Raw genomic sequence first — 26605 nt, forward strand, 5'->3', positions numbered from 1 at the left:
GTATAAAAAGTACAGCCTTTTGTATTACACGATTCGTTTGGTTGACAGGACAAGGAAAGCTACTTGAATAGGCATCGCGATTTTTCAAGAACAAGGGAAGCTGCCAGCGATACATTGCGGTTTTTCATAGACAAGAAAAAATTTCGACAGCGATACATTGCGATTTTTTCATGGACGCATGCGAACTTAGCTTCGATCTATTGTTTCAAGAAAAAGCACTTCTTGAATGAAGTTTCACTATATGTCGTCAGAAGTTCTGTCGTTTGTACGTTTCTAACCGGTTGCTTCTAGCTTTTGTTCCACTCACTGTTCGGAATCGAGCACTTATATGTGTAAAAGCTATCTGTCATAAAATAAATAGACCATAAACTCGTTCCTCCGTTAGCTGAAGGGAAACTTCCAAGAAGGAACAGTTCTCTTTATTCCGCATGTAAGGTGCCGTAAGACTCCCACTTCAAGAGCCTGAGTTGGTACAAAGGGCTCTAAGTGGTAGAAAACGGTACCTAAATGTCCGATTCGTTCAAGGGCCTTTAGGTCATACCATTAAGGTACTAACATTCCGTGTAAAAAGCATTCCATGAAATGAAGTTTCACTTTATTTGCGAATCGTCCGAAGTTCCTCTAGAAAAGCTTGTGTTTCTTGTACACTTAAATTTCCTTGTCGCTTGATCATATCATACATGGCTTTTAACTTATCATATTGTTTAAGATCATAATCATCTGGATCCATAATTGTTCGATTGACAATGGATAAATGTTCAGCAATTTCATCTAATAGTATTTTAAAATTTTCCTCCGAAGACTGTTCTAAATTCATTGTTAACCACTCCTTTAGCTATATATCACGTCTAACCTTCTTTTGTGAAAGCATTTATGATAAAATAAATGCGGTAAAAAACCGGTTTTTCAGTTGGAATGATTATAACAATGGAGGATTGTAACTGCAACCCCTTATTATGTTCCTTACATACAGCTGATTGTTGATAACTAGTACTTCGAATGTTAAAACATAAAATTTTGAATGTACAAGTTGATTTTGCTTGTGCCAAAAGCTTAACGCTAGCTACATCACCTTTAGAGGCTGTTCAAAATTTCCTTGAAAATGACACACTAAAACTCTTTGTCCGTTCGAATAAAAATGTTCGTGTGGAAGTTTAGATGATGTGGGTGGAATTTTTATTGATTGAAGAATAAGTTCAACGGGGCAGTAGCCTATTACCGCTATGGCTAAGCTGTTTTTTAAGTTGGTTTTTAGTGAACCTAATTTAAATGCTCACCTTCTACTGTTTAACATTGCTTCGAACATCCCAGTCTTTGAACACTAACTTGAAGATTGTTTGTAGCTAGTGTAGTAAAAGTTTTTAATGTATTGGTACAAGAATGGAATAGATTTTCGTTTTAAATTAGGATGGTTAAAGTAGAAATATAGATGGATACACCTCTACACTACCTTTTTTAATACGATAATAAATAGGAGAAATGTAGGATGTATTTAAAAAGGCTAGAAAGTGTTGGCTTTAAATCTTTTGCCAAGCGAATAAATGTTGATTTTGTTCCAGGAGTTACCGCAGTGGTTGGACCAAACGGGAGCGGGAAAAGTAATATTACTGACGCCATCCGTTGGGTTCTCGGCGAACAATCTGCCAAGTCGCTTCGCGGTTCGAAAATGGAGGATATTATATTTCAAGGAAGTGATACACGCAAGCCATTAAATATGGCAGAAGTAACCCTAGTACTTGATAATCATGATCAGCTTCTTCCGTTAGATTATGAAGAGGTTAGTGTGACAAGACGTGTGTACCGGTCAGGAGCTAGTGAATATTATATTAATAATCAATCTTGTCGTCTTAAAGATATTATTAACTTATTTATGGACTCTGGACTTGGTCGTGAAGCATTTTCGATTATCAGTCAAGGAAAAGTAGAAGAAATACTCAGCTCAAAAGCTGAAGAAAGAAGAACGATCTTTGAGGAAGCTGCCGGCGTTTTAAAATATAAACAGCGAAAGAAAAAGGCAGAATATAAATTAGCTGAAACACAGGAAAATTTATACCGAGTTGAAGATATTATTCATGAGATTGAAAGCCAGCTGCAACCTTTAAAAGAACAAGCAGAAACAGCTAGAAATTATCGCTTATTAAAAGATCAATTAAGAGAAACAGAGATTGCTTATTTGCTTGCCGAAATCGAACAACTTCATGACAAATGGCAAGACTTGTTACAAGAGTTAAACCAGTTAAAACAAAAGGAACTGGAAATAAAGGCGTCGATGGAGCAAAAGGAAAGAGACCAAATTTCTGAACGCGATTTAATCGAACAGATGGACAAAGATTTAGAACAACTGCAAACAGAATTACTGGAAGTAACAAAAAACCTGGAAAAATATGAAGGTAAAAAACAGCTGTTTCTGGAAAGGTCTAAGCATTTTGCAGAGAATAAGGCAAAATTAGAAATACAAAAAGACAATACGTCTGTTCGAATTGGTAATTTGCATGAAGTATTAATTCAAGAAAAAAAACAATTAACTGAATTACAATCTATCAAAAAAGCAACGGCTGAAACAGTAAAGCAATTAGAAACGAAATTAAACGTGGGTGAAGAAAACCTTGAGGAAACGATTGAAGATCGAAAATCAGATTATATTGAGTATTTGAATCAGCAGGCAGCTAAGCGTAACGAGAAACAAACAATCGAAGAACGCTTACAGCAATTAGATACAAAATCAGAAGTTCAATCAGAAAAGTTTGCTGGTCTAATAACTGAAAGAAAAGCTTTACAAGAACAAGTAAATGAATTAGTACCACGCTTACAAGAGAAAAAGTCGTTGTGTAAAACGAAAGAGCAAACGATAAAATCGATCAAACAAGCATTAGAGCGTCATCGTTTGGAATTTCAACGTGCACAAAAGAAATTGTATCAAGGCTATCAATACATTGAAAAAATTAAGTCAAAAAAAGAAATGCTAGAAGAAATGAAAGAGGATTTCCAAGGCTTTTTTCAAGGAGTTAAGGCGGTTTTAAAGGCTAAAAAAGAGCAGAAGATCACTAATATTTATGGTGCAGTTATTGAACTGATGGATGTGCCAAATCCTTATATTACAGCGATGGAAACAGTACTTGGCGGACAAGCGCAATATATTGTTGTAAAAGATGACCAATCAGCTAGAGAATCTATTGCTTGGCTGAAAAAAACCAACAGCGGTCGCGCTACGTTTTTACCACTTGCTTCCATTCAGGAACGTTTTGTTCCTGAGAATGTGAAAGAAAAGCTAAAGGATCATGCTGGATTTGTTGGGATTGCTGCGGAATTAATTCATACAGATCCCCATTATCGTCGAGCCATCAATCATTTAATGGGGCACGTTGTGATCGCTAAAACGTTAAAAGATGCAAATGAGTTGGCAAGGCTATCAGCAAGGCGTTATCGAATTGTCACATTGGATGGTGACGTTGTAAATCCAGGTGGATCTATGTCTGGTGGAGCTAAAAAGAAAGTGAATCAGTCGTTGTTTACACGGGAGAAAGAGCTGGAAGAAATGACAGCAAAGCTTAAGACGTTCGAAACCCAAATATTGGACTTTGAGCATAATGTTCGTAAACAAAAAGATAAGATTGAGGAATTGGAAAACCAATTAGCAGTAGAGGAACAGGCTTTAGAAGTTGAACAACGAAACATGCAAAGCATAGAAACGAATCATCGTGAGCTGGAAATGAAACTGCGAGCATTAAATGATCAATTAAAAATATATGATCAAGATAAGCAACAATTTAACGAAGACAAACAGCAACTAGTAAACCGACAAGCTGAACTTACTGACGAATTAGACCTGCTAGCTAAACAGGCGAAGCAGATTGAACAGGAGATCACCCGTTTAACAGAACAACAGACTGAACTAAAAGAGAACAAACAAAAACTGCAAGAAGAGTTGCATCGACACCAGGTTCTTCTAGCAGAACAAGATGAGCGTGTTAAGTATCAGCGAGAAAGAACAAAGCAGGTCCAAGAACAATTATCCGAGTTACAACATGAATATGATGCATATGCAAAAGAATGGAAAAACCTTGTTGAATTTCAAGATTCCAATGAAACGGAGGATGACATTGATCGTTCCATTCAAGAACAGACGGAAGCAAAACAACAAATTATTGCCAAACTAGAGCAACTTCGTACGAAACGTACGGTTCGCACTAAGCAGTTACAGGAAAAAGAACAGGAAATGAAACAAGTTAGCCAAGAGCACGAAATGCTTAAACTAGCGATTCAACAAAAAGAGGTACAAGCAAATCGGATTGATGTCGAGCTAGAAAATTTATTAAATCACTTACAAGAAGAATATACGATTACGTTTGAAAAAGCACAAAACACGTTTGAGAAAGCACAGGATAAACAGAAAGCACAAGCAACCGTTAAACAGTTGAAACGACAAATCGAGCAACTAGGTACGGTTAACCTTGGTGCCATTGATGAATATGAGCGCGTTAATGAGCGCTATTCCTTTCTAAAAGAACAGCAAGCAGATTTAGTCGAAGCAAAACAGACTCTCTATACAGTCATTGGTGAAATGGATGAGGAAATGAAGCGCCAATTTAGCGACACCTTTTCACAAATAAAGGTTGCATTTACTGATGTGTTTCAGCAGTTGTTTGGTGGAGGACATGCAGAATTGAAATTAACGGATCCGAAAAACCTATTGAATACAGGAGTCGAAATTGTTGCTCAACCTCCTGGAAAAAAGTTGCAGCATTTAGGGCTTCTTTCAGGTGGAGAACGAGCATTAACTGCTATAGCTTTGTTATTTGCTATTCTGCGAGTTCGCCCTGTTCCGTTTTGTGTGCTAGACGAAGTGGAAGCAGCACTAGACGAAGCGAATGTATCCCGTTTTGCAAAATATATAAAGCTTTTTAGTAAAAACACACAGTTTATTGTAATTACCCACCGAAAAGGTACAATGGAAGAAGCAGATGTATTGTATGGAGTTACCATGCAGGAATCAGGTGTTTCACGACTTGTTTCTGTACGCTTGGAAGATACGAAAGATTTAGTTCAGCAATAGGAGGCGATGATGATGGGATTTATGGATAAATTAAAGGCAAAATTTCAAAGAAACCAAGAAAACGCAGAAGAGGTTTCGGAAAAATATAAAGATGGGATGAAAAAAACACGGCAAACCTTCTCAGGAAAAATCAATGATTTGCTTGCAAGATATCGCAGGGTGGATGAGGATTTTTTCGAAGATCTCGAAGAAATATTAATTTCAGCTGATACAGGCGTAACTACAGTGATGGATTTAATTGATGAATTAAAAATGGAGGTGAAACGACAAAACATTAAACAACCGTCCGAGATGAAAAATATTATTTCGGAAAAGCTGGTAGAAATTTATTATGGTGATGACGATCAGGAAATGGAAAAATTACACCTTGAAAATGACCAGCTCTCCGTTATCTTAGTAGTAGGCGTAAACGGTGTTGGTAAAACAACTTCCATTGGTAAACTTGCTCATAATTTAAAGCAAGAAGGAAAAAAAGTAATGCTCGCTGCAGGAGACACATTTCGCGCTGGTGCTATTGAACAATTAGAAGTCTGGGGAGAACGTACCGGGGTAGATGTTGTAAAACAGACCTCAGGGAGCGATCCAGCTGCTGTTATTTTCGATGGAATTAAATCGGCCAAATCCAAGAATGTAGATGTATTAATTTGTGACACTGCGGGAAGATTGCAAAATAAGGTTAATTTAATGAATGAACTAAAAAAGGTAAAGCGTGTCATTGAACGGGAAGTTCCTAATGCTCCGCATGAAGTATTGCTTGTTTTAGATGCAACAACTGGTCAGAATGCGCTGAATCAAGCAAAAGTCTTTTCCGAGGCGACCAATGTCACAGGAATTATTTTAACTAAATTAGATGGAACAGCTAAAGGAGGAATTGTTCTAGCTATCCGAAACGAGTTGAACATTCCGGTTAAATTTGTTGGTTTAGGGGAAAAAGTGGAGGACTTACAAGCATTTGACGCTCATGCATTTGTGTACGGATTGTTTGCTGATTTATTAGAAAAGGAATAAAGGAATTTTGCTTGACACATAAATAAAATATTCGTTATTCTTACATTACACATTAAAAAGTTTAAAATTAAGTGTAAACGCTGATCAACGTGTTTCGTATTAGATAAATACAGCTAGCTAGCGCCAAAGTTTGACGCCAGCCAATAAAGAGAAGCTTCATTCAAGGAGTGCTTTTCTCCTTGAATGTTAGCTAAACGAATCGGGCATTTAGGTGTCGTTTTCTCTCACTTAGACCCTTTTGTAGCAACTCTTGTCTTGAAGTGAGAGTCTTACGGTACCTTACATGCGGGATAAATAGCAAATTATTCAGATAAGAGGTTGTAGCCTGATGCTGGAAAAAACGACGAGAATGAACTATTTATTTGATTTCTATCAAGCATTACTTACACCAAAACAGCGAAGTTATATGGAGATGTATTATTTAGAGGACTATTCTCTTGGTGAGATCTCCGAAATATTTGATGTATCGAGACAGGCTGTTTATGATAATATAAAGCGAACAGAACAAATGCTGGAAACCTATGAACAAAAGCTAGGCTTATATAGTAAATTCCAGCAACGCTTTGAGCTGTTGATGCAATTGGAAGAAAAGCTTGCAGATGCACAGGAAGATGTGCAGCAGCTTGTAAAAAAAATAAAAGACTTGGATTAGGGGGACACCTTCTATGGCATTTGAAGGATTAGCCGACCGCCTGCAAAGTACACTTAAAAAAATTACAGGTAAAGGTAAGGTCTCAGAACAAGATGTAAAAGAGATGACAAGAGAAGTTCGTCTTGCCTTATTGGAAGCTGATGTTAACTATAAAGTTGTAAAAGATCTTATTCAAAGAATCAAGGAACGTGCTGTTGGTCAGGAAGTTATGGAAAGTCTAACTCCAGGACAACAGGTTATTAAAGTCGTCAAAGATGAGCTAACTTCTTTAATGGGTGGGGAACAAAGCAAAATTGCAGTAGCTGATAAAAGCCCTACTATCATTATGATGGTAGGTTTACAAGGTGCAGGAAAGACAACTACCTCAGGAAAGTTAGCTAACTTATTGCGAAAAAAGTATAACCGTAAACCACTACTTGTAGCTTGTGATGTGTATCGTCCAGCAGCTATCCAGCAGCTGGAAACTTTAGGAAAGCAGCTTGATATGCCTGTATTTTCCATGGGAACAGAAGCAAATCCGGTGGAGATTGCAAAACGAGCAATTGATAAGGCGAAAGAAGAACATCTCGACTATGTAATCATTGATACAGCAGGACGGTTACACGTAGATAATGAATTAATGCAAGAATTGCAACAAATCAAAACGGAAGCTCAACCGCATGAAATATTCTTAGTAGTTGATTCTATGACAGGTCAAGATGCGGTGAATGTAGCAGAGAGCTTTAATGAACAACTGGATATTACCGGGGTTGTTTTAACAAAGCTGGACGGGGATACACGTGGTGGAGCGGCTCTTTCCATCAAAGCTGTTACCGATAAGCCAATAAAGTTCGCTGGAATGGGAGAAAAGCTAGATGAATTAGAGCCGTTCCATCCGGATCGTATGGCATCGAGAATTCTCGGAATGGGTGATGTGCTATCTTTAATTGAAAAAGCACAAACAACTGTAGATGAAAAACAAGCAAAGGCATTAGAAGAAAAAATGCGTACCATGACGTTTACTCTGGATGATTTTCTTGAGCAAATGGGGCAAGTTAAAAAAATGGGGCCATTGGATGATTTACTGACAATGATACCTGGTGCGAATAAAATGAAAGGATTAAAAAATGCCCAATTTGATGAGAAAAAGCTTTTACATGTAGAAGCAATCATTAAGTCAATGACCAAAAAAGAACGTCAAGACCCAAGTATTATGAATGCAAGCAGAAAAAAACGGATCGCTTTAGGATCAGGAACATCCGTATCCGAAGTAAATCGGCTACTTAAACAGTTTGATGAAATGAAGAAAATGATGAAGCAAATGACCAATATACAAAAAGGAAAAAAAGGCAAAAAGGGAAAGGGAATGAGACTGCCATTTATGTAAATGACAAATATTCTTTTCGTCTGTAATGGAAAAACACTTTACAGACTTTCTGTTTTCTGCTACAATCTAAAAATGTGTTAAGTTTTAAATATGGAGGTGCAATAATATGGCAGTTAAAATTCGTTTAAAGCGTATGGGATCGAAAAGAAATCCATTTTACCGCATCGTTGTGGCTGATTCACGTGCCCCACGTGATGGACGTTCGATCGAGCAAATTGGAACATACAATCCTGTAGTCAATCCAGTAGAAGTTAAAATAGATGAAGAGAAAGCACTTGACTGGATGCAAAAAGGTGCAAAGCCTAGTGATACAGTTCGAAATCTATTCTCAAAAGAAGGCATCATGAAAAAGTTTCACGAACAAAAAAATGAAATTGCAAAGTAGTGTGATATCATGAGGACCCTTATTGAAACAATTGTTACGTCACTTGTAGATCATCCGGAAGAAATTAAAGTTACGGAAGCTGAAGAGGATACCAAGATTGTTTATCACTTGTCCGTTCATCCAGATGATGTTGGTAAGGTGATCGGTAGAAATGGACGAATTGCAAAAGCGATTCGAACAGTTGTCTATGCAGCGAAAACAGATAGCAATAAGCGTGTTTTTCTAGATATTATGTAAAGGGAAAGGGAGAAAATAAACCTTTCCCTTTTTAACACTATAGGAAAGTATAAAACTTTAGACTTTATCCCGCATGTAAGGTGCCGTAAGTTTCCCACTTCAAGTCCTGAATTGATACAAAAGAGTCAAAGTGGGAGAAAACGGCACCTAAATGCCCGATTGGTTCAACTAACATTCCGTGTAAAAAGCATTTCACGGAATGAAGTTTCACTTTATCCCGCATGTAAGGTGCCGTAAGTTTCCCACTTCAAGTCCTGAATTGATACAAAAGAGTCAAAGTGGGAGAAAACGGCACCTAAATGCCCGATTGGTTCAAGGGCCTTTAGGTCATACCATTAAGGTACTAACCTTCAGTAGGAGAGGGAAGAAAACTCCTACTGAATGAAGTTTCACTTTATCGTATAAGAAAAACGATAGCATTCGCCATAAAAGCTTGACGACAAGCCAAGTTTTTCTAAAACATAACGATGTTTTGCTTAGATGTTTTGTTGAGAGTGAGGGGTACAACGTGCAAATAATTAAAAAGGTCCAAGTTAAGCAAGTAATTACAGAACAGAGCAAAGAAGAAATAAAAGCGAATTTTCTTCATCATAAAATGCGACTTGAACAAGAGTGTCAACAGCTGCTGTTTGAACAACGAAAATTAAAGAATAAATCAGGGTTCTCTAAACAAGAAATCGACCAGCGTTTTCAACAAGAAATTAATAATCGTAAAGAAAAGATAAAACTAGCCGAATTTAAAATGGATCAACTGGACATGCTGGAGATTGGTAGTGAGATTGTTGAAAAGGAAGTTGAAGCTCTTGTTGAGGTCTCTGAGGGATCGCATTGGGATGAAATAATGGGAAAAAGCGCTATTGTTGTAAAGGATAATGTGGTAATACGAATTGAAGAATAGCAGGTGAAATCATGCAAGAACGGTTATTTACAGTTGGAAAAATAATTAATACCCATGGAATAAAAGGAGAAGTAAAAGTATTACGGATTACTGACTTCGAAGATCGCTTTCAAATTGGGAATACATTATTTGTAATAAAGGCCAATCAATACCCTTTTCAAGTTACCATTGCGAATCATCGTGTACATAAAGGCTTCGATTTACTTCAGTTTGAAGGCTTTCATAATATAAATGATATTTTACCGTTTAAAGGTTGTGAGTTAAAGATCAGTGAATCACAACTTACGGAATTGGAAGAGAATGAATATTATTATCATGAAATTATCGGGTGTTTGGTGGTCACTGAAGCTGGCGAAGAAATAGGAACAATCAAAGAAATTTTATCACCGGGAGCAAATGATGTCTGGGTTGCAAAAAGAAAACAAGGGAAAGATGTACTTATTCCTTATATTAAAGAAGTAGTGCTCCAAGTAGATGTAGCTAAAAAGAAAGTGACCATTAGGCCAATGGAAGGACTGTTGGACTAATGCATATGGATGTTTTAACGCTCTTCCCTGAAATGTTTTATGGCGTGATGAACGCATCGATTTTAAAAAAAGCGCAGGATAAGAATAAATTTAGTTATAATTTAATTAATTTTCGTGATTACTCTGAAAATAAGCATCAAAAGGTGGATGATTACCCATATGGTGGTGGTGCCGGAATGGTATTGACGCCACAGCCTATTTTTGATGCCGTAGATGCCATCAAAACGAAACGTAATACGAAGCCAAGAATAATTTTAATGTGCCCTCAAGGGGAACAATTTCAACAGGAAAAGGCAGAGGAACTAGCCAAAGAAGAACATTTAATTTTCATTTGCGGTCATTATGAGGGCTTTGATGAACGAATTAGACATCTAGCAACAGATGAACTATCCATAGGCGATTATGTGTTAACGGGCGGTGAATTAGGAGCGATGGTAGTCATTGATAGTGTTGTCCGTCTTTTGCCTGATGTATTAGGTAATAAAGCTTCAGCTCCACAAGATTCTTTTTCTACTGGTTTACTTGAGCATCCACATTACACACGCCCTGCTAATTTTCGAGGCATGAAGGTTCCAGACGTATTACTCTCGGGGGACCACCCAAAAATAGAAGCATGGAGAAAACGAGAGGCAATTAGGCGAACGTTTGAACGAAGAAATGATCTACTAGAAAAGATAGATTTACCACGAGATCTCCAAGTGTTTCTAGATGAAATAAAAAATTCTGCTAATGGAAATAAGTAGTTGAAGTATGCTATTGCATATGGTATATTATATGTTGTGTTTAAAGTTTCGTCTTTAAGCATGATCAACGATGTTCCGCTGTCGCTTAGGAGATATGAGCATTGAGTTGGAAGGAGTGAACCAGGTTGCAAAAATTGCTTGAAGAAATTACAAAAGACCAACTTCGTACGGATCATCCTGATTTTCGTGCAGGGGATACAGTTAAAGTCCACGTGAAAGTTGTGGAAGGTTCTCGTGAACGTATTCAGGTATTTGAAGGTGTCGTAATTAAACGACAAAATGGCGGAATTAGTGAAACATTTACGGTGAGAAAATTATCTTACGGTGTAGGTGTTGAGCGTACATTCCCTGTACATTCACCTCGTATCGATAAAATTGAAGTAACCCGCCGTGGTAGCGTACGTCGCGCGAAACTATACTATCTACGTAATCTTCGCGGAAAAGCGGCTCGTATAAAAGAACGTCGCTAATCGAATACATGATGAAAACATGTTTTGGAAAGGAGCTTGGCAAAAGTGCGCAAGCTCCTTTTTGCTCTAGTAAGCCAAGTTTATCCCGCATGTAAGGTTCCGTAAGTCTCCCACTTCAAAGAGCCTGAGTTGGTACAAAAAGGTCTAGTGGTAGAAAACGGGACCTAAATGCCGGATTCGTTCAAGGGCCTTTAGGTCATACCCTTGCGGTACTAACATTCAAGGAGAAAAGCACTCCTTGAATGAAGTTTCACTTTATAAAAAGCTAATACATAGGAATGAGGTTATAAAACAGGAGGTTGGAGCTAGTGGCAGACAAACCGAAAGAAAGAAAAAATGAATGGTGGGACTGGTTAAAAGCACTTTTAATCGCTCTTGGTGTGGCCTTTATTATAAGAACATTCTTTTTTGCCGCAATTGTAGTTGATGGACCGTCTATGTTGCCTACATTACAAAACGGGGATCAAATGATCGTAAATAAATTCACGTACCATTTTCAAGAGCCTGAACGATATGATATTGTCGTTTTCCATGCTTCATCAGAAAAAGATTTTATAAAACGTGTAATCGGTCTGCCAGGTGAACATGTTGAAGTAAAGGATAATGTATTATACATTAATGGTAAAGAAATGAGTCAGCCCTTTTTAACCGATCAACAAGCATACCAAATACAAACCAATGACTTTACATTGGAAGATCTTCCTGGTAAGCACCATAAGATCCCGGAAAATTATGTGCTCGTCTTAGGAGATAATAGAGAAAATTCAACAGATAGCCGGGTAATCGGACTAGTTTCTCTGGATCAAATTGTCGGGAAAACAGGCTTGATTTATTGGCCCATTGATCGGATACAAATTATTGGAAAGTAGGTACTATACGATGACAATTCAATGGTTTCCTGGACATATGGCAAAGGCGAAGCGAGAAGTAGTGGAAAAACTAAAGTTAGTCGATTTTGTAATAGAATTAGTCGATGCAAGAGCGCCTCTGTCCTCACAAAATCCAATGCTACAAGATATCTTGCAACATAAATCCAAAATTACGTTGATGATGAAAAGCGATCTAGCTGATCCACGAGTTACAGATCAATGGCTTTTCTATTTTAAGGAACGAGAAGTTCCAGCGATTGCAGTTAATGTAAATAATAAACAGGATATGAAGCGGGTCATTCAATTAGCAAAAGAACAAGCCCAAATAAAATTGGATAAGCTTAAGGCAAAAGGAATTCAGTCACGTGCTGCTCGAGCGATGATTATCGGAATACCAAATGTTGGCAAATCAACCCTCATCAATCGATTAGCTAATAAAAAGATTGCAAAAACTGGTGATAAGCCGGGTGTTACGAAACAGCAGTTGTGGATTAAAGTTAAAAAGGATTTTGAACTGCTAGATACACCAGGCATACTATGGCCAAAATTCGAGGAGGAAGCAGTTGGATATCGTCTAGCCGCCATTGGTACGATTAAAGATCAGCTGTTACCAATGCAGGATATCGCGGCTTTTGTCATTAACTATATGAAAGTTCATTATCCTAACAACCTTGAAAAACGATATAACTTAAGTCAAGATATGGAGGATATGTGGGATATTTTTGTAACCATCGGTAAACAACGTGGGGCATTGGAAAGTGGTGGAAAGGTGAATTTATCTAAAGTTTCAGAAATTGTGATTCAAGATTTGCGTTCAGGTAGACTAGGTAATATTTCCTTAGAAGCGCCGGGAGAAAAGTTGCTTGATAAGAAAAAAAGATATAGGATTTGAATAAATAATAACTTATATGAAGACATGCATCTATCGGATGAGTGTCTTGTTTTATTTATCCCGCATGTAAGGTGCCGTAAGACTCCCGCTGCAAAATCTTGAGTTGATACAAAAGGGTCTAAGTGAGAGAAAACGGCACCTAAATGCCCGGTTCGTTTAAGGGCCTTTAGGTCATACCATTAAGGTACTAACATTCAGTAGGAGATGGAAGAAAACTCCTACACTTTATTCGGTTCTTTGTCTCTTACCGGTTTTGTTCTAATGATTTTTAAAAAGTGGTCGATAATAGAAAAAAAGGTAGGGTTATTCATGAAAAAACAATCCATTGCTCAACTAAAACAATTATTTGAATTAGGGAAAGTAACAGACGAAGTGATCGAAAAATTACGTGTAGATGAACGAAAAGGGGTACAACAATTAATAACAAGCTATGAAAAACAACAACTAAAAATACAAGCATTGAAGAAAAGGCATCTGGAAATGTCAGTGTTTGAAAAGTCCTATTATAATAAGGGATTCAAATATATTGCTGGTGTGGATGAAGCCGGCAGAGGTCCACTAGCTGGACCAGTCGTTGCGGCAGCAGTTATCCTTCCTATTGATTTTGTATTATTAGGCTTGGATGATTCCAAGCAGCTAACAGAAGCAAAGCGTAACCAGTATTATCATTATATTAAAGACCAGGCGATAAGTTATGGAATTTCTATCATTAGCAGTAAAATTATTGACCAGATCAATATTTACGAAGCCACAAAGTCAGCAATGTATCATGCGATCAATCAGTTAGATCCAGAGCCAGATCATGTTCTCATTGATGCAGTTCGCCTAGATCAACTTACCTGTTCATCAGAAGCGATAACGAAAGGAGATGCAAGCAGTATTTCTATCGCTGCAGCAAGTGTTTTAGCAAAAGTCACTAGAGATCAATATATGAAACAATTACATAAGCAGTACCCAATGTATGAATTTGCTTCAAATATGGGTTATGGAACGAAGCAGCACTTACAAAAGCTGAAGCAACATGGTGTTTGTCCCCATCATCGGCGCTCTTTTGCACCGATTAAACAAATATCCATCTAAAGGGGGAGATTTTTTGCGTATCCATAATTTAAAAGAAATTCTGCAACTAAATAAAAGCGCCTCACTGAGTCAATTAAAGATAGGACAAATTATTCAAGGTAAGGTGCTTAAAATTTTTCCGCAACACAAAGCAGAAATACAATTAGGGGGAGAACGGCTAGTTGCTCAACTACAGGCTCCATTAACCGTTGGTAATCATTATCACTTTCAAATTCAACAACTAGGTGAAATTATAGAGTTAAAGGTGATTGGCGGACAAACCAATCAGAAACCGGATATCATGGTAAGTCAGTTGTTGCAGCAACTTGGTTTAAGAGTAAACACGAACCATGTAGATTTGACAAAACAGTTAATCAAAGAAGACATACCATTTGATAGGAAGCAGTTGCAAAATGCCTTTCAGTTATTATCCCAGTATAAAAACAAGCAACAGGCGTTACCAATAGTAAAAGAAATGATTCGACAGCAGTTTCCAATAACTGAAGCAGTCTTTCAGGCATTATATATAAAAGGAACGGTGCCATTAGCACCACAGTTAGAGCAACTGCTGAATTCTCTTCAGCAGCGTTCCATTCATTCGGAATTAAACGTACAACTAAGACAATTGCTACAGCCGTCAACAGAAGAGCAAGCTAATAGCCAGCAATTGGCATATAAGCAGCTTGCCAGAGCCAGCAAAAACTTATTTCCACTTCTCCAAGCATTAGGGGGAGAGGATATGACTTCTCCACAAACATTAAAACGATGGAACGAACTAATATATAACCAACAGGAATATAGTAAACGAGCTGATCTTACTTTAAGAAAATGGGAAAGTAAGCTGTTATTAGCAGCAGCAAATCAGTATTTATTCAATGATGCAGAACTTGCTCAATTAAAGCGAGAAATCTCTCAGACTTTTCCTAGTTTGTTCACCGAGGATTTGCCATTAAGCAATAATTACGGTCAATTATTAAAGAGTCTGCGTTTATTACAAAAACCGCATACGTATCAGCATCTAAAGCAGCTGATAAACGTATCAAAGAGTCATTTACTCGTAAATCCAAAACAGCAATGGTTAGCTCTAGTAAAACAACATTTGCAATATTCTGGTATTTCTTATGAGCATCAAATAATGAATGAAAAGTTACAAAACACAACAATAAAGGGTCAACTTATTCTAGCCCTCCAACAGACAGAGGGAGTATTACAAGAGCAAATTCAACGTGTACTACATAATTTTAACGGAATGCAATTGTTTTCTGTTCAAGAATTGAATAATGGTTTCTTAGCAGCATATCTACAACTGCCTGCAAGTAAACTAGGGTTAGCTAATGACATCGAATTAAAATTTGAAGGAAAAAAAACCGAATCAGGAAAATTGGACCCCGACCATTGCCGAATATTATTCTGTTTGGAACTTACAAATATGAAACAAACGATCGTCGATATGCATGTGCAAAATCGTAATGTTACAATTACTGTGTTTAATGACCATCCGAAATTGCGATCATTATCTTCGAAGTTACAGCCTTTATTAAAAAAAGGCTTGGAGGAAATGAATTATTATTTATCAACCGTTACTTTTAAGCCCCTCAATGAAGAGCGAAAACAATTGCATGATGCAAATCCATTTGGATACCAAGGAGTTGACTATCGGGTATGAAACAAAATAGACGTAAAGCAGCAGCGTTACGGTATGATGAAACGCGTCATGCGGTTCCCGTCGTTACTGCGATAGGTAAAGGATGGTTAGCAGAAGATATCGTTGAAAGAGCAAAGGAGAACGATATTCCGATTCTTGAAGATGCTTCATTAGTTGAATTATTAGCACAGTTAAATATTAATGAGACGATTCCAGAAGAACTTTATGAAGCAGTTGCCGAAGTTTTTGCTTTTGTGTATCGTGCTGATCAGCAATTAAAGTAACCTAGTTCTTAGGTCTCTCTGAATAAGCATAAGTCTACATACTCAAGTCCTGGTCATTTATAATAGATAAACTATTTTTCATACCGTATTTCAACGGCTTAACGAGTTGATTCATTAGCTTATCGATTCGACAATTTCTGATATACTATTCTTGTTAATTGAACTGTTTTTTTATACAATGGATATGCAGTGAATTAAGATGGGAGGATGTAGAATGAACATTCATGAGCATCAAGGGAAAGAAATTTTGCGACAATACGGCGTTAACGTTCCTAATGGATACGTTGCATATACAGTCGATGAAGCTGTGGAAGCTGCAAAGAAATTAGGAAGCGATGTCACAGTAGTAAAAGCGCAAATCCATGCTGGCGGTCGCGGCAAAGCTGGTGGCGTTAAAGTTGCAAAAAATGTAGAAGAAGTGCGTACATACGCAGATGAAATTCTAGGAAAAACATTAGTAACACATCAAACAGGACCAAAAGGGCAAGTAGTTAAGCGATTATTAATCGAAGAAGGCTGCGATATTAAAAAAGAATATTATATTGGTGTTGTACTTGATCGAGCAACATCGCGTGTAGTTATGATGGCATCTGAAGAAGGTGGCACAGAAATTGAAGAAGTAGCAGCTGCTACACCAGAAAAAATCTTTAAAGAAGTAATCGACCCAGTTATCGGCTTAGCTCCTTACCAAGCACGGAGACTTGCTTTTAATATTAATATTCCACATGAGTTGTTAGGGAAAGCGGTTAAATTTATGATGGGGCTTTATACAGCTTTTGTAGAAAAAGATTGTTCCATTGCTGAAATCAACCCATTAGTAACTACAGGAGATGGCGAAGTGTTGGCGCTCGATGCAAAATTAAATTTTGATGACAACGCTTTATTTCGTCAATCCGATATTATGGATTTACGAGACCTAGACGAAGAAGACGAAAAAGAAATTGAGGCTTCTAAGTATGATCTAAGCTATATTTCTTTAGATGGTAATATTGGTTGTATGGTTAATGGAGCCGGTCTTGCTATGTCAACGATGGACATTATTAAACATTATGGCGGAGAACCTGCAAACTTCCTTGATGTTGGAGGCGGTGCCACAGCTGAAAAGGTAACAGAAGCTTTTAAAATAATCTTGTCTGATAGTAATGTAAGAGGGATCTTTGTCAATATCTTCGGTGGAATTATGAAATGTGATGTTATTGCAGAAGGTGTTGTCGAAGCTACGAAACAGGTAGGATTAGAGATTCCGTTAGTAGTTCGTCTTGAGGGAACGAACGTTGTTAAAGGAAAAGAGATTTTAAACTCCTCCGGACTAAATATTATGTCAGCAAGTTCTATGGCTGATGGCGCTAAAAAGATTGTCTCAATGGTTGAATAAGTCGCAAAAAATGTTAAATATGTTCAGATCTTGTGGAAAGGACGGACGAAAATGGGCGTATATGTAAATAAAGATACAAAAGTAATTGTCCAAGGTATTACTGGTGGAACAGCAAGATTCCATACAAAACAAATGATTGAATACGGTACGAAAATTGTTGGTGGTGTAACACCTAAAAAAGGTGGTACAAAAGTTGAAGGGGTTCCTGTGTTTAATACGGTACAGGAAGCGGTTGAAGCAACCGATGCAACGGCCTCTGTTATTTATGTCCCAGCACCATTTGCTGCAGATGCGATTATGGAAGCAGTGGACGCGGAGTTGGATTTAGTAATTTGTATTACGGAGCATATTCCTGTTTTGGATATGGTAAAAGTAAAGCGCTATATGGAAGGAAAGAAGACACGTTTAATTGGACCGAATTGCCCTGGAGTTATTACAGCAGACGAAAGTAAAATTGGTATTATGCCTGGTTATATTCATAAAAAAGGTCATATTGGTGTTGTATCTCGTTCTGGTACTCTTACCTACGAAGCTGTACATCAATTATCGGAGGCCGGTTATGGTCAAACGACAGCGGTTGGTATCGGTGGAGATCCTGTAAATGGAACTAATTTTATTGATGTATTAGAAGCTTTTAATAATGACCCAGAAACGTATGCCGTCATGATGATTGGAGAAATCGGTGGAACTGCGGAAGAAGAAGCAGCTGAGTGGGTAAAAGCAAATATGAAAAAACCTGTAGTAGGATTCATTGGCGGTGCAACTGCACCTCCAGGAAAACGAATGGGTCATGCAGGAGCCATCATTTCCGGTGGAAAAGGTACTGCGGAAGAAAAAATTCGTGTTATGAACGAGTGTGGTATTAAAGTAGCAGAAACTCCAGCGGTAATGGGCGAAACAATGATTAAAGTACTCGAGGAAAATGGCTTGAAAGAAAAATGTAAAACACATTAAACATTGTTTTCAAGAGGGCCTAAAATACTTTTTTAGGCCCTTTTCTCTATAAGTAGATGTTCAAAAAGTCCAGTAAAAACGACACATCGATTTTGGGGTTATATACATTCTCCCCACTACTCGATAGGCTTCTTTTTCAACTTCAACGCACAGGATGTGCTAGTGTCGGTGCTATAACGAGACAATAAAAAAATCGGCAGTTAATACATCACAGTCTTTAAAGGACATTGCGATCTTAGACGACCTTAGACCTATTTCCCCCTTGTTTGAACACGGTACTCACTATTCATTAGAAAAACTTGGCTTATCGTCAAGTCTTTATGGCGAAAGCTGTAGTTTTTCTTATACGATAAACCATAAAAATTTTATACTTTCCTATAGTATAAAAAAGGAAGTGAAATATTGACCGATTCACGTTTTAGTCTTATACATGTAAGCCGTTGTAGAGGAATAACGAGACATTGGATTAGAAAGGTATTGCAAAAAGACAGTTCCCTTCAACAGTTGTATCAAATGACTCCACAAGAAATTAACCACTATTACCAACTCCCTCTAAAGAATGCAACTATCCTTTATCAAGATCTTCATGATGATGCATTATTGCGTCAGTTAGAATTAGAATTCAATGATTTTCATGTAGTTACAATCCTTGACAAATGTTTTTCCCCTATGTTAAAAGCTATTCAGGACCCTCCCCTTGTTTTATATGCATTAGGGGATATAAACTTACTAAAGCAATTTCCGACTTTAAGTGTAATTGGTACAAGAAATCCATCACGGGAAGCTATGCGTAAGGTAGCACGAATGATTAAACCTTTAGTTTGTCAAAACTGGTTAATTGTAAGCGGAATGGCTAAGGGAGTTGATCGAATCGCACATGAAACAACATTGGATTATCAAGGAAAAACGATAGCAGTGTTAGGCAGCGGATTTTATCATATTTATCCACGAGAGAACATAAAGCTTTTCCAAAAAATAATAGAGCAAGGGCTTGTTTTGTCTGAATACTCACCATCTATCCAACCGACCCGGTACCATTTTCCCGAAAGAAATCGAATTATAAGCGGCTTAAGTTTTGGAACGTTAGTAATCGAAGCAACCCAAAAAAGCGGAACAATGATCACAGTAGATCATGCATTAGACCAGGGAAGGGAAGTGTTTGCTGTTCCTGGTTCTCTGTTTAGCGAACAGACAAAAGGGTGTCACCTTCTGATTCAGGATGGAGCTAAATTAGTGATGAGCGCTAATGATATATTAGATGAGTGGAATAGCTTAAACAACCATACGGCTTTCGTAAAAGGAAAACCAGGAAATTTTATAAGCAAAAAAAATAGTGAAAAAGTTTGATTTGTAATTGCAAAGCGTAATAAAAGCACTAAAAATGATAACTAAAACGCTCGATTTATAAAGAAATTATTCATTACATGTTTGACAAATGCACCGGATATATTTACTATTAGTGAAGATTTGCAAATTATTATAAGAGGTTCATAGGATGATTAGATGGAGCAGAGTGAAAATGAGATAGAGAAATAAAATGGATGTGAAAATCATTAGTATGACAGTGTTTGATGATTATGTAGTAAGGTTTTCTAAGGATAACCTCATTTTTGGGAGGAAATGATATGTCAGATTATCTAGTAATCGTCGAATCACCTGCGAAAGCAAAGACGATTGAACGTTACTTAGGCAAAAAATATAAAGTAAAAGCTTCCATGGGTCACGTACGGGATTTGCCAAAAAGTCAAATGGGGGTTGATACAGAAAACGGATATAACCCAAAGTATATTACAATTCGTGGTAAAGGCGATGTAGTAAAAGAGCTAAAAGCAGCAGCTAAAAAAGCTAAAAAAATCTATCTTGCAGCTGACCCCGATCGTGAGGGAGAGGCAATCGCCTGGCATTTAGCCCATATATTAAATATTGATAATGAATCCGACTGTCGGGTCGTATTTAATGAAATAACAAAGGATGCAATTAAAGAGTCATTCAAGCATCCAAGAAGTATTGATATGAACCTAGTCGATGCACAGCAAGCTAGAAGAATTTTAGATCGTCTTGTAGGTTATAATATTAGTCCATTATTATGGAAAAAAGTAAAAAAGGGATTAAGTGCAGGACGAGTGCAGTCGGTTGCTGTTAAATTAATTATTGATCGTGAAAAAGAAATAGAAAATTTTAAGCCGGAAGAATATTGGACAATAGAAGGGCAATTTCAAAAGGATAAAGACTCGTTTCAAGGTTCTTTTTACGGATTAAATGGTAAAAAGACAGCCTTAAAAACAGAGGCGGATGTAAAGGAAGTGCTGCAAAAACTCGACGGTGATCATTTCATTGTTGATAAAGTGACTGAAAAAGAACGCAGACGAAATCCCGCTCAATCGTTCACTACTTCTTCCCTCCAACAGGAAGCTGCTAGGAAGTTAAATTTTAAAGCTAAAAAGACGATGATGGTAGCTCAACAATTATATGAAGGAATTGACCTTGGGAAAAAAGCCGGTGGAATTACAGGTTTAATCACCTATATGCGAACTGATTCCACAAGAATTTCAGAAACAGCTAAAAATGAGGCTAAAGATTATATTACAAAGCAGTATGGAAAAGAATATGTTGGGGTGAATCGAAAGCAAAAACAAAAAGAAACGGCGCAAGATGCGCATGAAGCAATTCGTCCAACATCTGTCGTAAGAGAACCCAAAACACTAAAATCGGTGTTGTCAAGGGATCAATTTCGATTATACAAATTAATTTGGGAGCGATTTTTAGCTAGCCAGATGGCCGCTGCCATTATGGATACAATGACCGTACATCTATTAAACAATGATGTAGAGTTTAGAGCTACTGGCTCCAAGATTAAGTTTAAAGGATTTATGAAAGTCTATGTTGAAGGAACAGATGATAATAAAAAAGAAGAAGATAAATATTTGCCTACTTTGACAGAAGGAATGAAAGTAAAGGCAAACGACATTAAACCAAATCAGCATTTCACTCAGCCACCACCAAGATATACCGAGGCGAGATTAGTAAAGACGATGGAAGAGCTGGGAATTGGAAGACCTTCAACATATGCTCCTACATTGGATACGATTCAGCGTCGGGGCTATGTGAGCATAGATAATAAACGGTTCATTCCAACCGAATTAGGAACGATTGTTATCGAGTTAGTCGAGGAGTTTTTTCCAAAAATTATTGATGTTGATTTTACGGCCCAAATGGAAAATGATTTAGATGCCATTGAAGATGGAAGAACAGAATGGGTGAAAATCATTGATCAATTCTATCAAGAATTTGAAAAACGCTTGAAAAAAGCTGAGCAAGAAATGGAAAAAGTAGAAATTAAAGATGAACCAGCAGGAATTGAATGTGAGAAATGCGGACATGAAATGGTATATAAAATGGGCAGATATGGTAAGTTTCTTGCATGTTCCAACTTTCCTGAATGTAGAAATACGAAACCGATATTGAAGACAATAGGTGTAACTTGTCCAAAATGTAAAAAGGGAGAAGTCGTTGAACGAAAATCGAAGAAGCGACGAATCTTTTATGGATGTGACCAATTCCCGGATTGTGATTTTCTATCTTGGGATAAACCTATAGCCCGTTCGTGTCCAAAGTGTAACTCCTTATTAGTAGAGAAAAAAGCAAAAAAAGGATCACAAATCCAATGTACAAATTGTGAGTATAAAGAACAACCACAAACATAACTGCTCGTTCCATCGAGCAGTTTTTATTATGACTTTAGACGCTGACCAGTAATTTAGGCTTATAGCCGTTGTGCACACCCGTTGGAGGGGTGATCATGATTGTATAGGAAATTATATCTGTTTCCCCGTGGTGGATAGATTTTTCTGTACTATAGGTAAGTATAAGGCTTTAGGCTTTATCCCGCATGTAAAGTGTTGTAAGACTCCTGCTTCAAGAGCCTTTAGTTGATACAAAGGGTCAAAGTAGGAGAAAACGGCACCTAAATGCCCGATTGGTTCAAGGGCCTTTAGGTCATACCCTTGTGGTACTAAACATTCAGTAGGAGAGGGAAGCAAACTCCTACTGAATGAAGTTTCACTTTATCGTATAAGAAAAACTAGCTTTCGCCATAAAGACTTGACGATAAGCCAAGTTTTTTCTAAAAAACAGCATCGTCGTCTAGCTTAAACACTCAAGTTCAAGCAAACTTTGAACTTCTTATCGGCTCGAGTCTAAAGGAAGGCCGGAAAAGCGGGCTTGCCGCTCAGGCATCGACATGCCCCTGTTTTCTTTATCCCGAATGTACGATTCGTTTAAAAAATGTGCTTATGATTTTGTGTACGGGTGAGAGAAACAGCTTCTTCATTCCCGATTATTTGGTGCGGCAGGACAAGGAAAGCTACGACAGTGACGCATCGCACGCAGAAAAAGCGTTCTTCTTTTTCAAGGACAGAGTTGCTACGACAGCAATACTTCGCGATTTTTCAAGGACAAGGAAAGCTTCTTGAATAAGCCTTACGATTTTTCAAGAAGGAAAAACTTTATCAGCGGCACACCGCCGTTTTTTTAAGGAAGCTTGTGTTTTTTAGCTTTTATTCCACTTTAATTCAGGGCAGAGAGGTTATTGAATGAAGTATTCCTTTATATTTATGGAGGAAGCGAAGCAACTTCGACCTGATCGAAACACACAGAAAGTTTGAAAACTTTAAAAATGGGTATACGTAATTATCATGCTACATTCAAAAAACAATTCTATGTTCATAGTAACAGACCTAAAAGTGTTTTGCTTTTTGATTTAAATTTATGCTTAAAAATGCGAATTTCTAACAATGGATAATGGAACTATTTTAGATAATTGTAGAATATACCTTTTACATTATATCTACGTGAAAAAAGAATAAAGTACAAAAAGTTTTTGTTTTAACGAAAGTATTTATATAGATAAAAAGCTATATTAAGCAACAATTCAATTAGTTTTCAATTATTAAATACAATTTGTTGACTAATTAGTTAGAAACATATATAATTACGCATTGGTAAGGGTATTTACTTGACACTTGTTATGTCTTGTACAGTGAACTTACTTAGTTAAAAATAGCATAGAGTGCTTTTAGTTTTTATAACTTGACTTCCAGGAGCGATAATCAATGAACCTCTGCGTCTATACGTTTGATTTTTCACAAGCATAAGCAGATAGAAGAAAGCAAGCAAAAAACATAGAAAGTGAAGCTGATTCTGAATTTTGTTACAATTTAGTTAAATTTATTGCGAAACAATATGTTCTATGTTATGCTGTAGTCGCTGCTTAATGGGGTGAAAATTTGAATAATTTCAGGAACTATTGGCAATCCTTTAAGGAGTACTTACAAATAGAAAAAAATGCTTCACCATATACTGTTAAATATTATCTGAATGATCTGGAATTGTTTTTTGACTTCTTGGCTTCGGAAGCTGTGAATGATCTTCGTGAAGTAGATGAGCGAGTGGTACGTATATTTCTTAATGCGATGTACAATCGAAAGCTCAGCAGAAGATCTGTTTCTAGGAAAATTTCTGCACTAAGAACCTTTTTTAAATTTTTGGAACGAGAAGAGATAGTAATAGGCAATCCATTTACATTGATTCGGTTACCAAAAACAGAAAGCCATATACCGGGATTTTTGTATGCTGAAGAGCTGGAAAAACTATTTGAAGTCAACGATTTAACAGATCCATTAGGTCAACGGGATCAAGCAATATTGGAATTGCTTTATGCAACGGGAATGCGTGTTAGTGAATGTCAGCAATTAGTTCTTGATAACATCGATTTCACGATTGGTACCGTGTTTGTAATAGGAAAAGGCAGAAAAGAGCGCTACATCCCGTACGGTAAATTTGCAGAAATTGCTTTGGAAACGTACATACAGGATGGTAGACAGTTGTTGTTAGCTAAAGCAAAACAGCAAACTAATGCATTATTCCTGAATCATCGCGGGTCTCCATTGACAGACAGAGGAATCAGAGATGTATTAAACAGAGTAGTAAAAAAAGCGGCTTTAACTGTGAATGTACATCCGCATAAATTACGCCATACATTTGCTACACATCTCTTAAATGAAGGTGCTGATTTACGCAGTGTTCAAGAGTTATTAGGTCACGAAAATTTGTCAACAACACAAATATATACTCATGTGACGAAAGATCATTTGCGGCGCGTCTATATGAAAAGTCATCCAAGAGCAAATGATTAATTTTAATTGAAGAGGTGAGAGGCGTGACGAATGGTTTTCATGCCACAACAATATTTGCCATTAAGCACAATGGCCAATGTGCCATGAGTGGTGATGGTCAAGTAACAATGGGAAATGCGGTTGTCATGAAGCATAAAGCGAAAAAAGTCCGAAAATTATTTAAGGGGCAAGTGTTAGCAGGATTTGCTGGATCTGTTGCAGATGCATTTACACTTTTTGAGAAGTTTGAAGGGAAATTGGAGACATATAACGGCAATCTTGCGAGAGCCGCTGTAGAACTTGCAAAAGAGTGGCGCAGTGATAAAGTTTTAAGAAAACTGGAAGCTATGTTGATAGTCATGAATAGAGAGAATATGTTTTTAGTTTCTGGTACTGGTGAAGTGATTGAACCTGATGATGGAATTTTAGCAATCGGCTCCGGAGGAAATTATGCACTTAGCGCAGGCCGAGCATTGGTTAGATATTCAACGGAGTTAACAGCTAAAGAGATCGCACAAGCTGCCTTAAATATTGCCGGAGAAATATGTGTGTATACGAACAATCACATTACACTCGAGGTGCTTGATTAAAGGAGGCCTTTTGGAAGTATGGGAATTGACTACACACCGAAACAAATTGTGGAACAATTGGATAAATACATTATTGGGCAAAAAAGTGCTAAACGCTCGGTAGCTGTAGCACTGAGAAACAGATACAGGAGAATGCAGCTTGAAGACAGCCTAAAAGATGAAATTGTTCCCAAGAATATATTGATGATCGGTCCGACTGGTGTAGGGAAAACAGAAATAGCTAGAAGATTAGCTAAGATGGTAGGAGCACCATTTGTAAAAGTAGAGGCGACTAAATTTACTGAGGTAGGTTATGTTGGCCGAGATGTCGAATCCATGATTCGTGACTTAGTAGAAATGTCTGTACGTATGGTCAAAGAAGAAAAAATGAAAAAAGTTTTAGATAAAGCAGAAAAGGAAGCAAATAAGCAATTAGTTAAACTTTTAGTTCCACAGGCAAAAACAGAAAACCAGACGAAAAACCCGTTTGAAATGTTATTTTCTTCACAGTCAACGAATAACGAGGATGATGATAAGTCATCTGCAAAAAATGAAGAAATTCGTAATAAGCGAAAGCGGGTAGAGCATCAATTAGCTTTAGGAGAATTAGAGGATCATCTTGTATCTGTGGAAATAGAAGAACAGGCTCCATCTATGTTCGATATGTTACAAGGCTCCGGTATGGAGCAGATGGGCATGAACATGCAGGATGCATTAAGTCAGTTTATGCCAAAAAGAAAAAAGAAACGCAAATTACCAGTATCGGAAGCAAGAAAAGTATTAACTCAACAGGAAGCTGCTAAGCTTGTTGATATGGAAGAAGCCGTTCAGGAGGCTATTCAACGAGCAGAACAGGCTGGTATTGTATTTATTGATGAAATTGATAAAGTAGCAGGCAAGCAAGAACAATCTGCTAATGTATCAAGAGAAGGGGTTCAACGTGACATTTTACCGATCATTGAAGGTTCTACTGTTGTTACAAAGCATGGTCCAGTAAAAACAGATCATATATTATTTATTGCAGCCGGTGCTTTTCATATGTCGAAACCTTCTGATCTGATTCCTGAACTCCAAGGAAGATTCCCGATTCGTGTTGAATTGGAAAAGCTCTCTACAGAGGATTTCAAACGTATCCTCAAAGAGCCATCTAACGCTCTATTAAAGCAATATACAGCTTTGTTACAAACAGAAGGTATAAATATAGTTTTTACAGACGAAGCTGTAGATAGACTAGCTGAAATAGCTTATGAAGTAAATCAAGAAATGGATAATATAGGAGCTAGAAGACTCCATACTATTTTAGAAAAATTGCTGGAGGATCTTTCCTTTGAAGCACCAGAAATTAATATGGATACCATTGAAATTACTCCAGCTTACGTTGACGAAAAACTCAGGGCTATCGCTAAAAATAAAGATTTAAGCCAATATATACTATAAACTAAAGAT

Annotated in this window: 23 protein-coding genes; 22 read left to right on the forward strand and 1 reads right to left on the reverse strand. The window is 37.3% G+C overall.

Annotation, left to right across the window (positions count from 1 at the left end; genetic code table 11):
• Nucleotides 1–595 precede the first annotated feature (595 nt).
• Nucleotides 596–817 carry a DUF1128 domain-containing protein gene (locus BN1066_RS15690; protein ID WP_077320385.1) on the reverse strand — a complete coding sequence of 74 codons (222 nt, stop codon included), beginning with the start codon at nt 815–817 and terminating at the stop codon, nt 596–598.
• Nucleotides 818–1486: 669 nt separating this feature from the next.
• On the opposite strand from BN1066_RS15690, the gene smc reads away from it, so the two are divergent.
• The 22 genes from smc (at nt 1487) to hslU (ending at nt 26596) form a co-directional block, all read left to right on the forward strand.
• The gene (gene smc / locus BN1066_RS15695; RefSeq protein ID WP_077320386.1) at nt 1487–5053 is read left to right on the forward strand and encodes a chromosome segregation protein SMC; all 3567 of its coding nucleotides are present in this window, start codon (nt 1487–1489) and stop codon (nt 5051–5053) included.
• Between the two features lie 12 nt (nt 5054–5065).
• Entirely contained in the window at nt 5066–6061 is a 996-nt protein-coding gene (gene ftsY, locus BN1066_RS15700) for a signal recognition particle-docking protein FtsY (RefSeq protein ID WP_077320387.1), read from the forward strand.
• Between the two features lie 328 nt (nt 6062–6389).
• Nucleotides 6390–6713: a putative DNA-binding protein gene (locus tag BN1066_RS15705; protein ID WP_077320388.1), complete on the forward strand. Its 324-nt coding sequence runs from the start codon at nt 6390–6392 to the stop codon at nt 6711–6713.
• A 13-nt stretch (nt 6714–6726) separates the two neighbouring features.
• A complete protein-coding gene (ffh, locus tag BN1066_RS15710; RefSeq protein WP_077320389.1) occupies nt 6727–8079 on the forward strand; it encodes a signal recognition particle protein in 1353 nt (450 codons plus the stop codon).
• A gap of 106 nt (nt 8080–8185) precedes the next feature.
• Nucleotides 8186–8464 (forward strand): 30S ribosomal protein S16, encoded by a 279-nt coding sequence (gene rpsP / locus BN1066_RS15715; protein WP_077320390.1) that lies wholly within the window; start codon nt 8186–8188, stop codon nt 8462–8464.
• 9 nt (nt 8465–8473) lie between these two features.
• The gene (locus tag BN1066_RS15720) at nt 8474–8701 is read left to right on the forward strand and encodes a KH domain-containing protein (RefSeq protein WP_077320391.1); all 228 of its coding nucleotides are present in this window, start codon (nt 8474–8476) and stop codon (nt 8699–8701) included.
• 508 nt (nt 8702–9209) lie between these two features.
• Nucleotides 9210–9599, forward strand: a complete 390-nt coding sequence (locus BN1066_RS15725; protein ID WP_077320392.1) for a YlqD family protein — start codon at nt 9210–9212, stop codon at nt 9597–9599.
• 11 nt (nt 9600–9610) lie between these two features.
• Nucleotides 9611–10126: a ribosome maturation factor RimM gene (gene rimM, locus BN1066_RS15730; protein WP_077320393.1), complete on the forward strand. Its 516-nt coding sequence runs from the start codon at nt 9611–9613 to the stop codon at nt 10124–10126.
• The gene (trmD, locus tag BN1066_RS15735; protein WP_077320394.1) at nt 10126–10869 is read left to right on the forward strand and encodes a tRNA (guanosine(37)-N1)-methyltransferase TrmD; all 744 of its coding nucleotides are present in this window, start codon (nt 10126–10128) and stop codon (nt 10867–10869) included. The genes rimM and trmD overlap by 1 nt, the downstream gene beginning before the upstream one ends.
• 125 nt (nt 10870–10994) lie before the next feature.
• Nucleotides 10995–11339, forward strand: coding sequence for a 50S ribosomal protein L19 (rplS, locus tag BN1066_RS15740; RefSeq protein ID WP_077320395.1), 345 nt, complete (start codon nt 10995–10997; stop codon nt 11337–11339).
• 308 nt (nt 11340–11647) lie between these two features.
• Nucleotides 11648–12208: a signal peptidase I gene (lepB, locus tag BN1066_RS15745; RefSeq protein ID WP_077320396.1), complete on the forward strand. Its 561-nt coding sequence runs from the start codon at nt 11648–11650 to the stop codon at nt 12206–12208.
• A 10-nt stretch (nt 12209–12218) separates the two neighbouring features.
• Nucleotides 12219–13100, forward strand: coding sequence for a ribosome biogenesis GTPase YlqF (gene ylqF / locus BN1066_RS15750; RefSeq protein WP_077320397.1), 882 nt, complete (start codon nt 12219–12221; stop codon nt 13098–13100).
• A gap of 309 nt (nt 13101–13409) precedes the next feature.
• The gene (locus BN1066_RS15755; protein WP_077320398.1) at nt 13410–14180 is read left to right on the forward strand and encodes a ribonuclease HII; all 771 of its coding nucleotides are present in this window, start codon (nt 13410–13412) and stop codon (nt 14178–14180) included.
• A gap of 13 nt (nt 14181–14193) precedes the next feature.
• Nucleotides 14194–15825 (forward strand): hypothetical protein, encoded by a 1632-nt coding sequence (locus tag BN1066_RS15760; RefSeq protein WP_077320399.1) that lies wholly within the window; start codon nt 14194–14196, stop codon nt 15823–15825.
• Nucleotides 15822–16088 (forward strand): EscU/YscU/HrcU family type III secretion system export apparatus switch protein, encoded by a 267-nt coding sequence (locus BN1066_RS15765; RefSeq protein ID WP_077320400.1) that lies wholly within the window; start codon nt 15822–15824, stop codon nt 16086–16088. Before BN1066_RS15760 ends, BN1066_RS15765 begins: the two co-directional genes overlap by 4 nt.
• Nucleotides 16089–16302: 214 nt before the next feature.
• Nucleotides 16303–17463, forward strand: a complete 1161-nt coding sequence (gene sucC, locus BN1066_RS15770) for an ADP-forming succinate--CoA ligase subunit beta (protein ID WP_077320401.1) — start codon at nt 16303–16305, stop codon at nt 17461–17463.
• A gap of 51 nt (nt 17464–17514) precedes the next feature.
• Nucleotides 17515–18417 (forward strand): succinate--CoA ligase subunit alpha, encoded by a 903-nt coding sequence (gene sucD / locus BN1066_RS15775; RefSeq protein WP_077320402.1) that lies wholly within the window; start codon nt 17515–17517, stop codon nt 18415–18417.
• Nucleotides 18418–18894: 477 nt separating this feature from the next.
• Nucleotides 18895–19764, forward strand: a complete 870-nt coding sequence (gene dprA / locus BN1066_RS15780) for a DNA-processing protein DprA (RefSeq protein WP_245799810.1) — start codon at nt 18895–18897, stop codon at nt 19762–19764.
• A 278-nt stretch (nt 19765–20042) separates the two neighbouring features.
• The gene (gene topA / locus BN1066_RS15785; protein WP_077320403.1) at nt 20043–22121 is read left to right on the forward strand and encodes a type I DNA topoisomerase; all 2079 of its coding nucleotides are present in this window, start codon (nt 20043–20045) and stop codon (nt 22119–22121) included.
• Nucleotides 22122–23702: 1581 nt separating this feature from the next.
• Nucleotides 23703–24611, forward strand: a complete 909-nt coding sequence (gene xerC / locus BN1066_RS15795; protein WP_077320405.1) for a tyrosine recombinase XerC — start codon at nt 23703–23705, stop codon at nt 24609–24611.
• A gap of 23 nt (nt 24612–24634) precedes the next feature.
• Complete coding sequence (hslV, locus tag BN1066_RS15800; protein WP_077320406.1) at nt 24635–25180, forward strand: ATP-dependent protease subunit HslV; 546 nt, start codon at nt 24635–24637, stop codon at nt 25178–25180.
• Between the two features lie 18 nt (nt 25181–25198).
• Complete coding sequence (gene hslU / locus BN1066_RS15805) at nt 25199–26596, forward strand: ATP-dependent protease ATPase subunit HslU (protein ID WP_077320407.1); 1398 nt, start codon at nt 25199–25201, stop codon at nt 26594–26596.
• The last annotated feature ends 9 nt before the right edge of the window (nt 26597–26605 follow it).

Source organism: Virgibacillus proomii, assembly GCF_900162615.1.
In the GTDB taxonomy this organism is placed as follows: domain Bacteria; phylum Bacillota; class Bacilli; order Bacillales; family Amphibacillaceae; genus Virgibacillus; species Virgibacillus proomii.

Excerpts from the sequence above, each read along its gene's own strand:
- hslU (WP_077320407.1), top strand. The coding sequence starts at position 25,199 with ATGGGAATTGACTACACACCGAAACAAATTGTGGAACAATTGGATAAA.
- ylqF (WP_077320397.1), top strand. The coding sequence starts at position 12,219 with ATGACAATTCAATGGTTTCCTGGACATATGGCAAAGGCGAAGCGAGAA.
- sucD (WP_077320402.1), top strand. The coding sequence starts at position 17,515 with ATGGGCGTATATGTAAATAAAGATACAAAAGTAATTGTCCAAGGTATT.
- ftsY (WP_077320387.1), top strand. The coding sequence starts at position 5,066 with ATGGGATTTATGGATAAATTAAAGGCAAAATTTCAAAGAAACCAAGAA.
- ffh (WP_077320389.1), top strand. The coding sequence starts at position 6,727 with ATGGCATTTGAAGGATTAGCCGACCGCCTGCAAAGTACACTTAAAAAA.
- trmD (WP_077320394.1), top strand. The coding sequence starts at position 10,126 with ATGCATATGGATGTTTTAACGCTCTTCCCTGAAATGTTTTATGGCGTG.
- BN1066_RS15720 (WP_077320391.1), top strand. The coding sequence starts at position 8,474 with ATGAGGACCCTTATTGAAACAATTGTTACGTCACTTGTAGATCATCCG.
- BN1066_RS15765 (WP_077320400.1), top strand. The coding sequence starts at position 15,822 with ATGAAACAAAATAGACGTAAAGCAGCAGCGTTACGGTATGATGAAACG.
- rpsP (WP_077320390.1), top strand. The coding sequence starts at position 8,186 with ATGGCAGTTAAAATTCGTTTAAAGCGTATGGGATCGAAAAGAAATCCA.
- BN1066_RS15705 (WP_077320388.1), top strand. The coding sequence starts at position 6,390 with ATGCTGGAAAAAACGACGAGAATGAACTATTTATTTGATTTCTATCAA.
- BN1066_RS15755 (WP_077320398.1), top strand. The coding sequence starts at position 13,410 with ATGAAAAAACAATCCATTGCTCAACTAAAACAATTATTTGAATTAGGG.
- sucC (WP_077320401.1), top strand. The coding sequence starts at position 16,303 with ATGAACATTCATGAGCATCAAGGGAAAGAAATTTTGCGACAATACGGC.
- BN1066_RS15690 (WP_077320385.1), bottom strand. The coding sequence starts at position 817 with ATGAATTTAGAACAGTCTTCGGAGGAAAATTTTAAAATACTATTAGAT.
- topA (WP_077320403.1), top strand. The coding sequence starts at position 20,043 with ATGTCAGATTATCTAGTAATCGTCGAATCACCTGCGAAAGCAAAGACG.
- rimM (WP_077320393.1), top strand. The coding sequence starts at position 9,611 with ATGCAAGAACGGTTATTTACAGTTGGAAAAATAATTAATACCCATGGA.
- smc (WP_077320386.1), top strand. The coding sequence starts at position 1,487 with ATGTATTTAAAAAGGCTAGAAAGTGTTGGCTTTAAATCTTTTGCCAAG.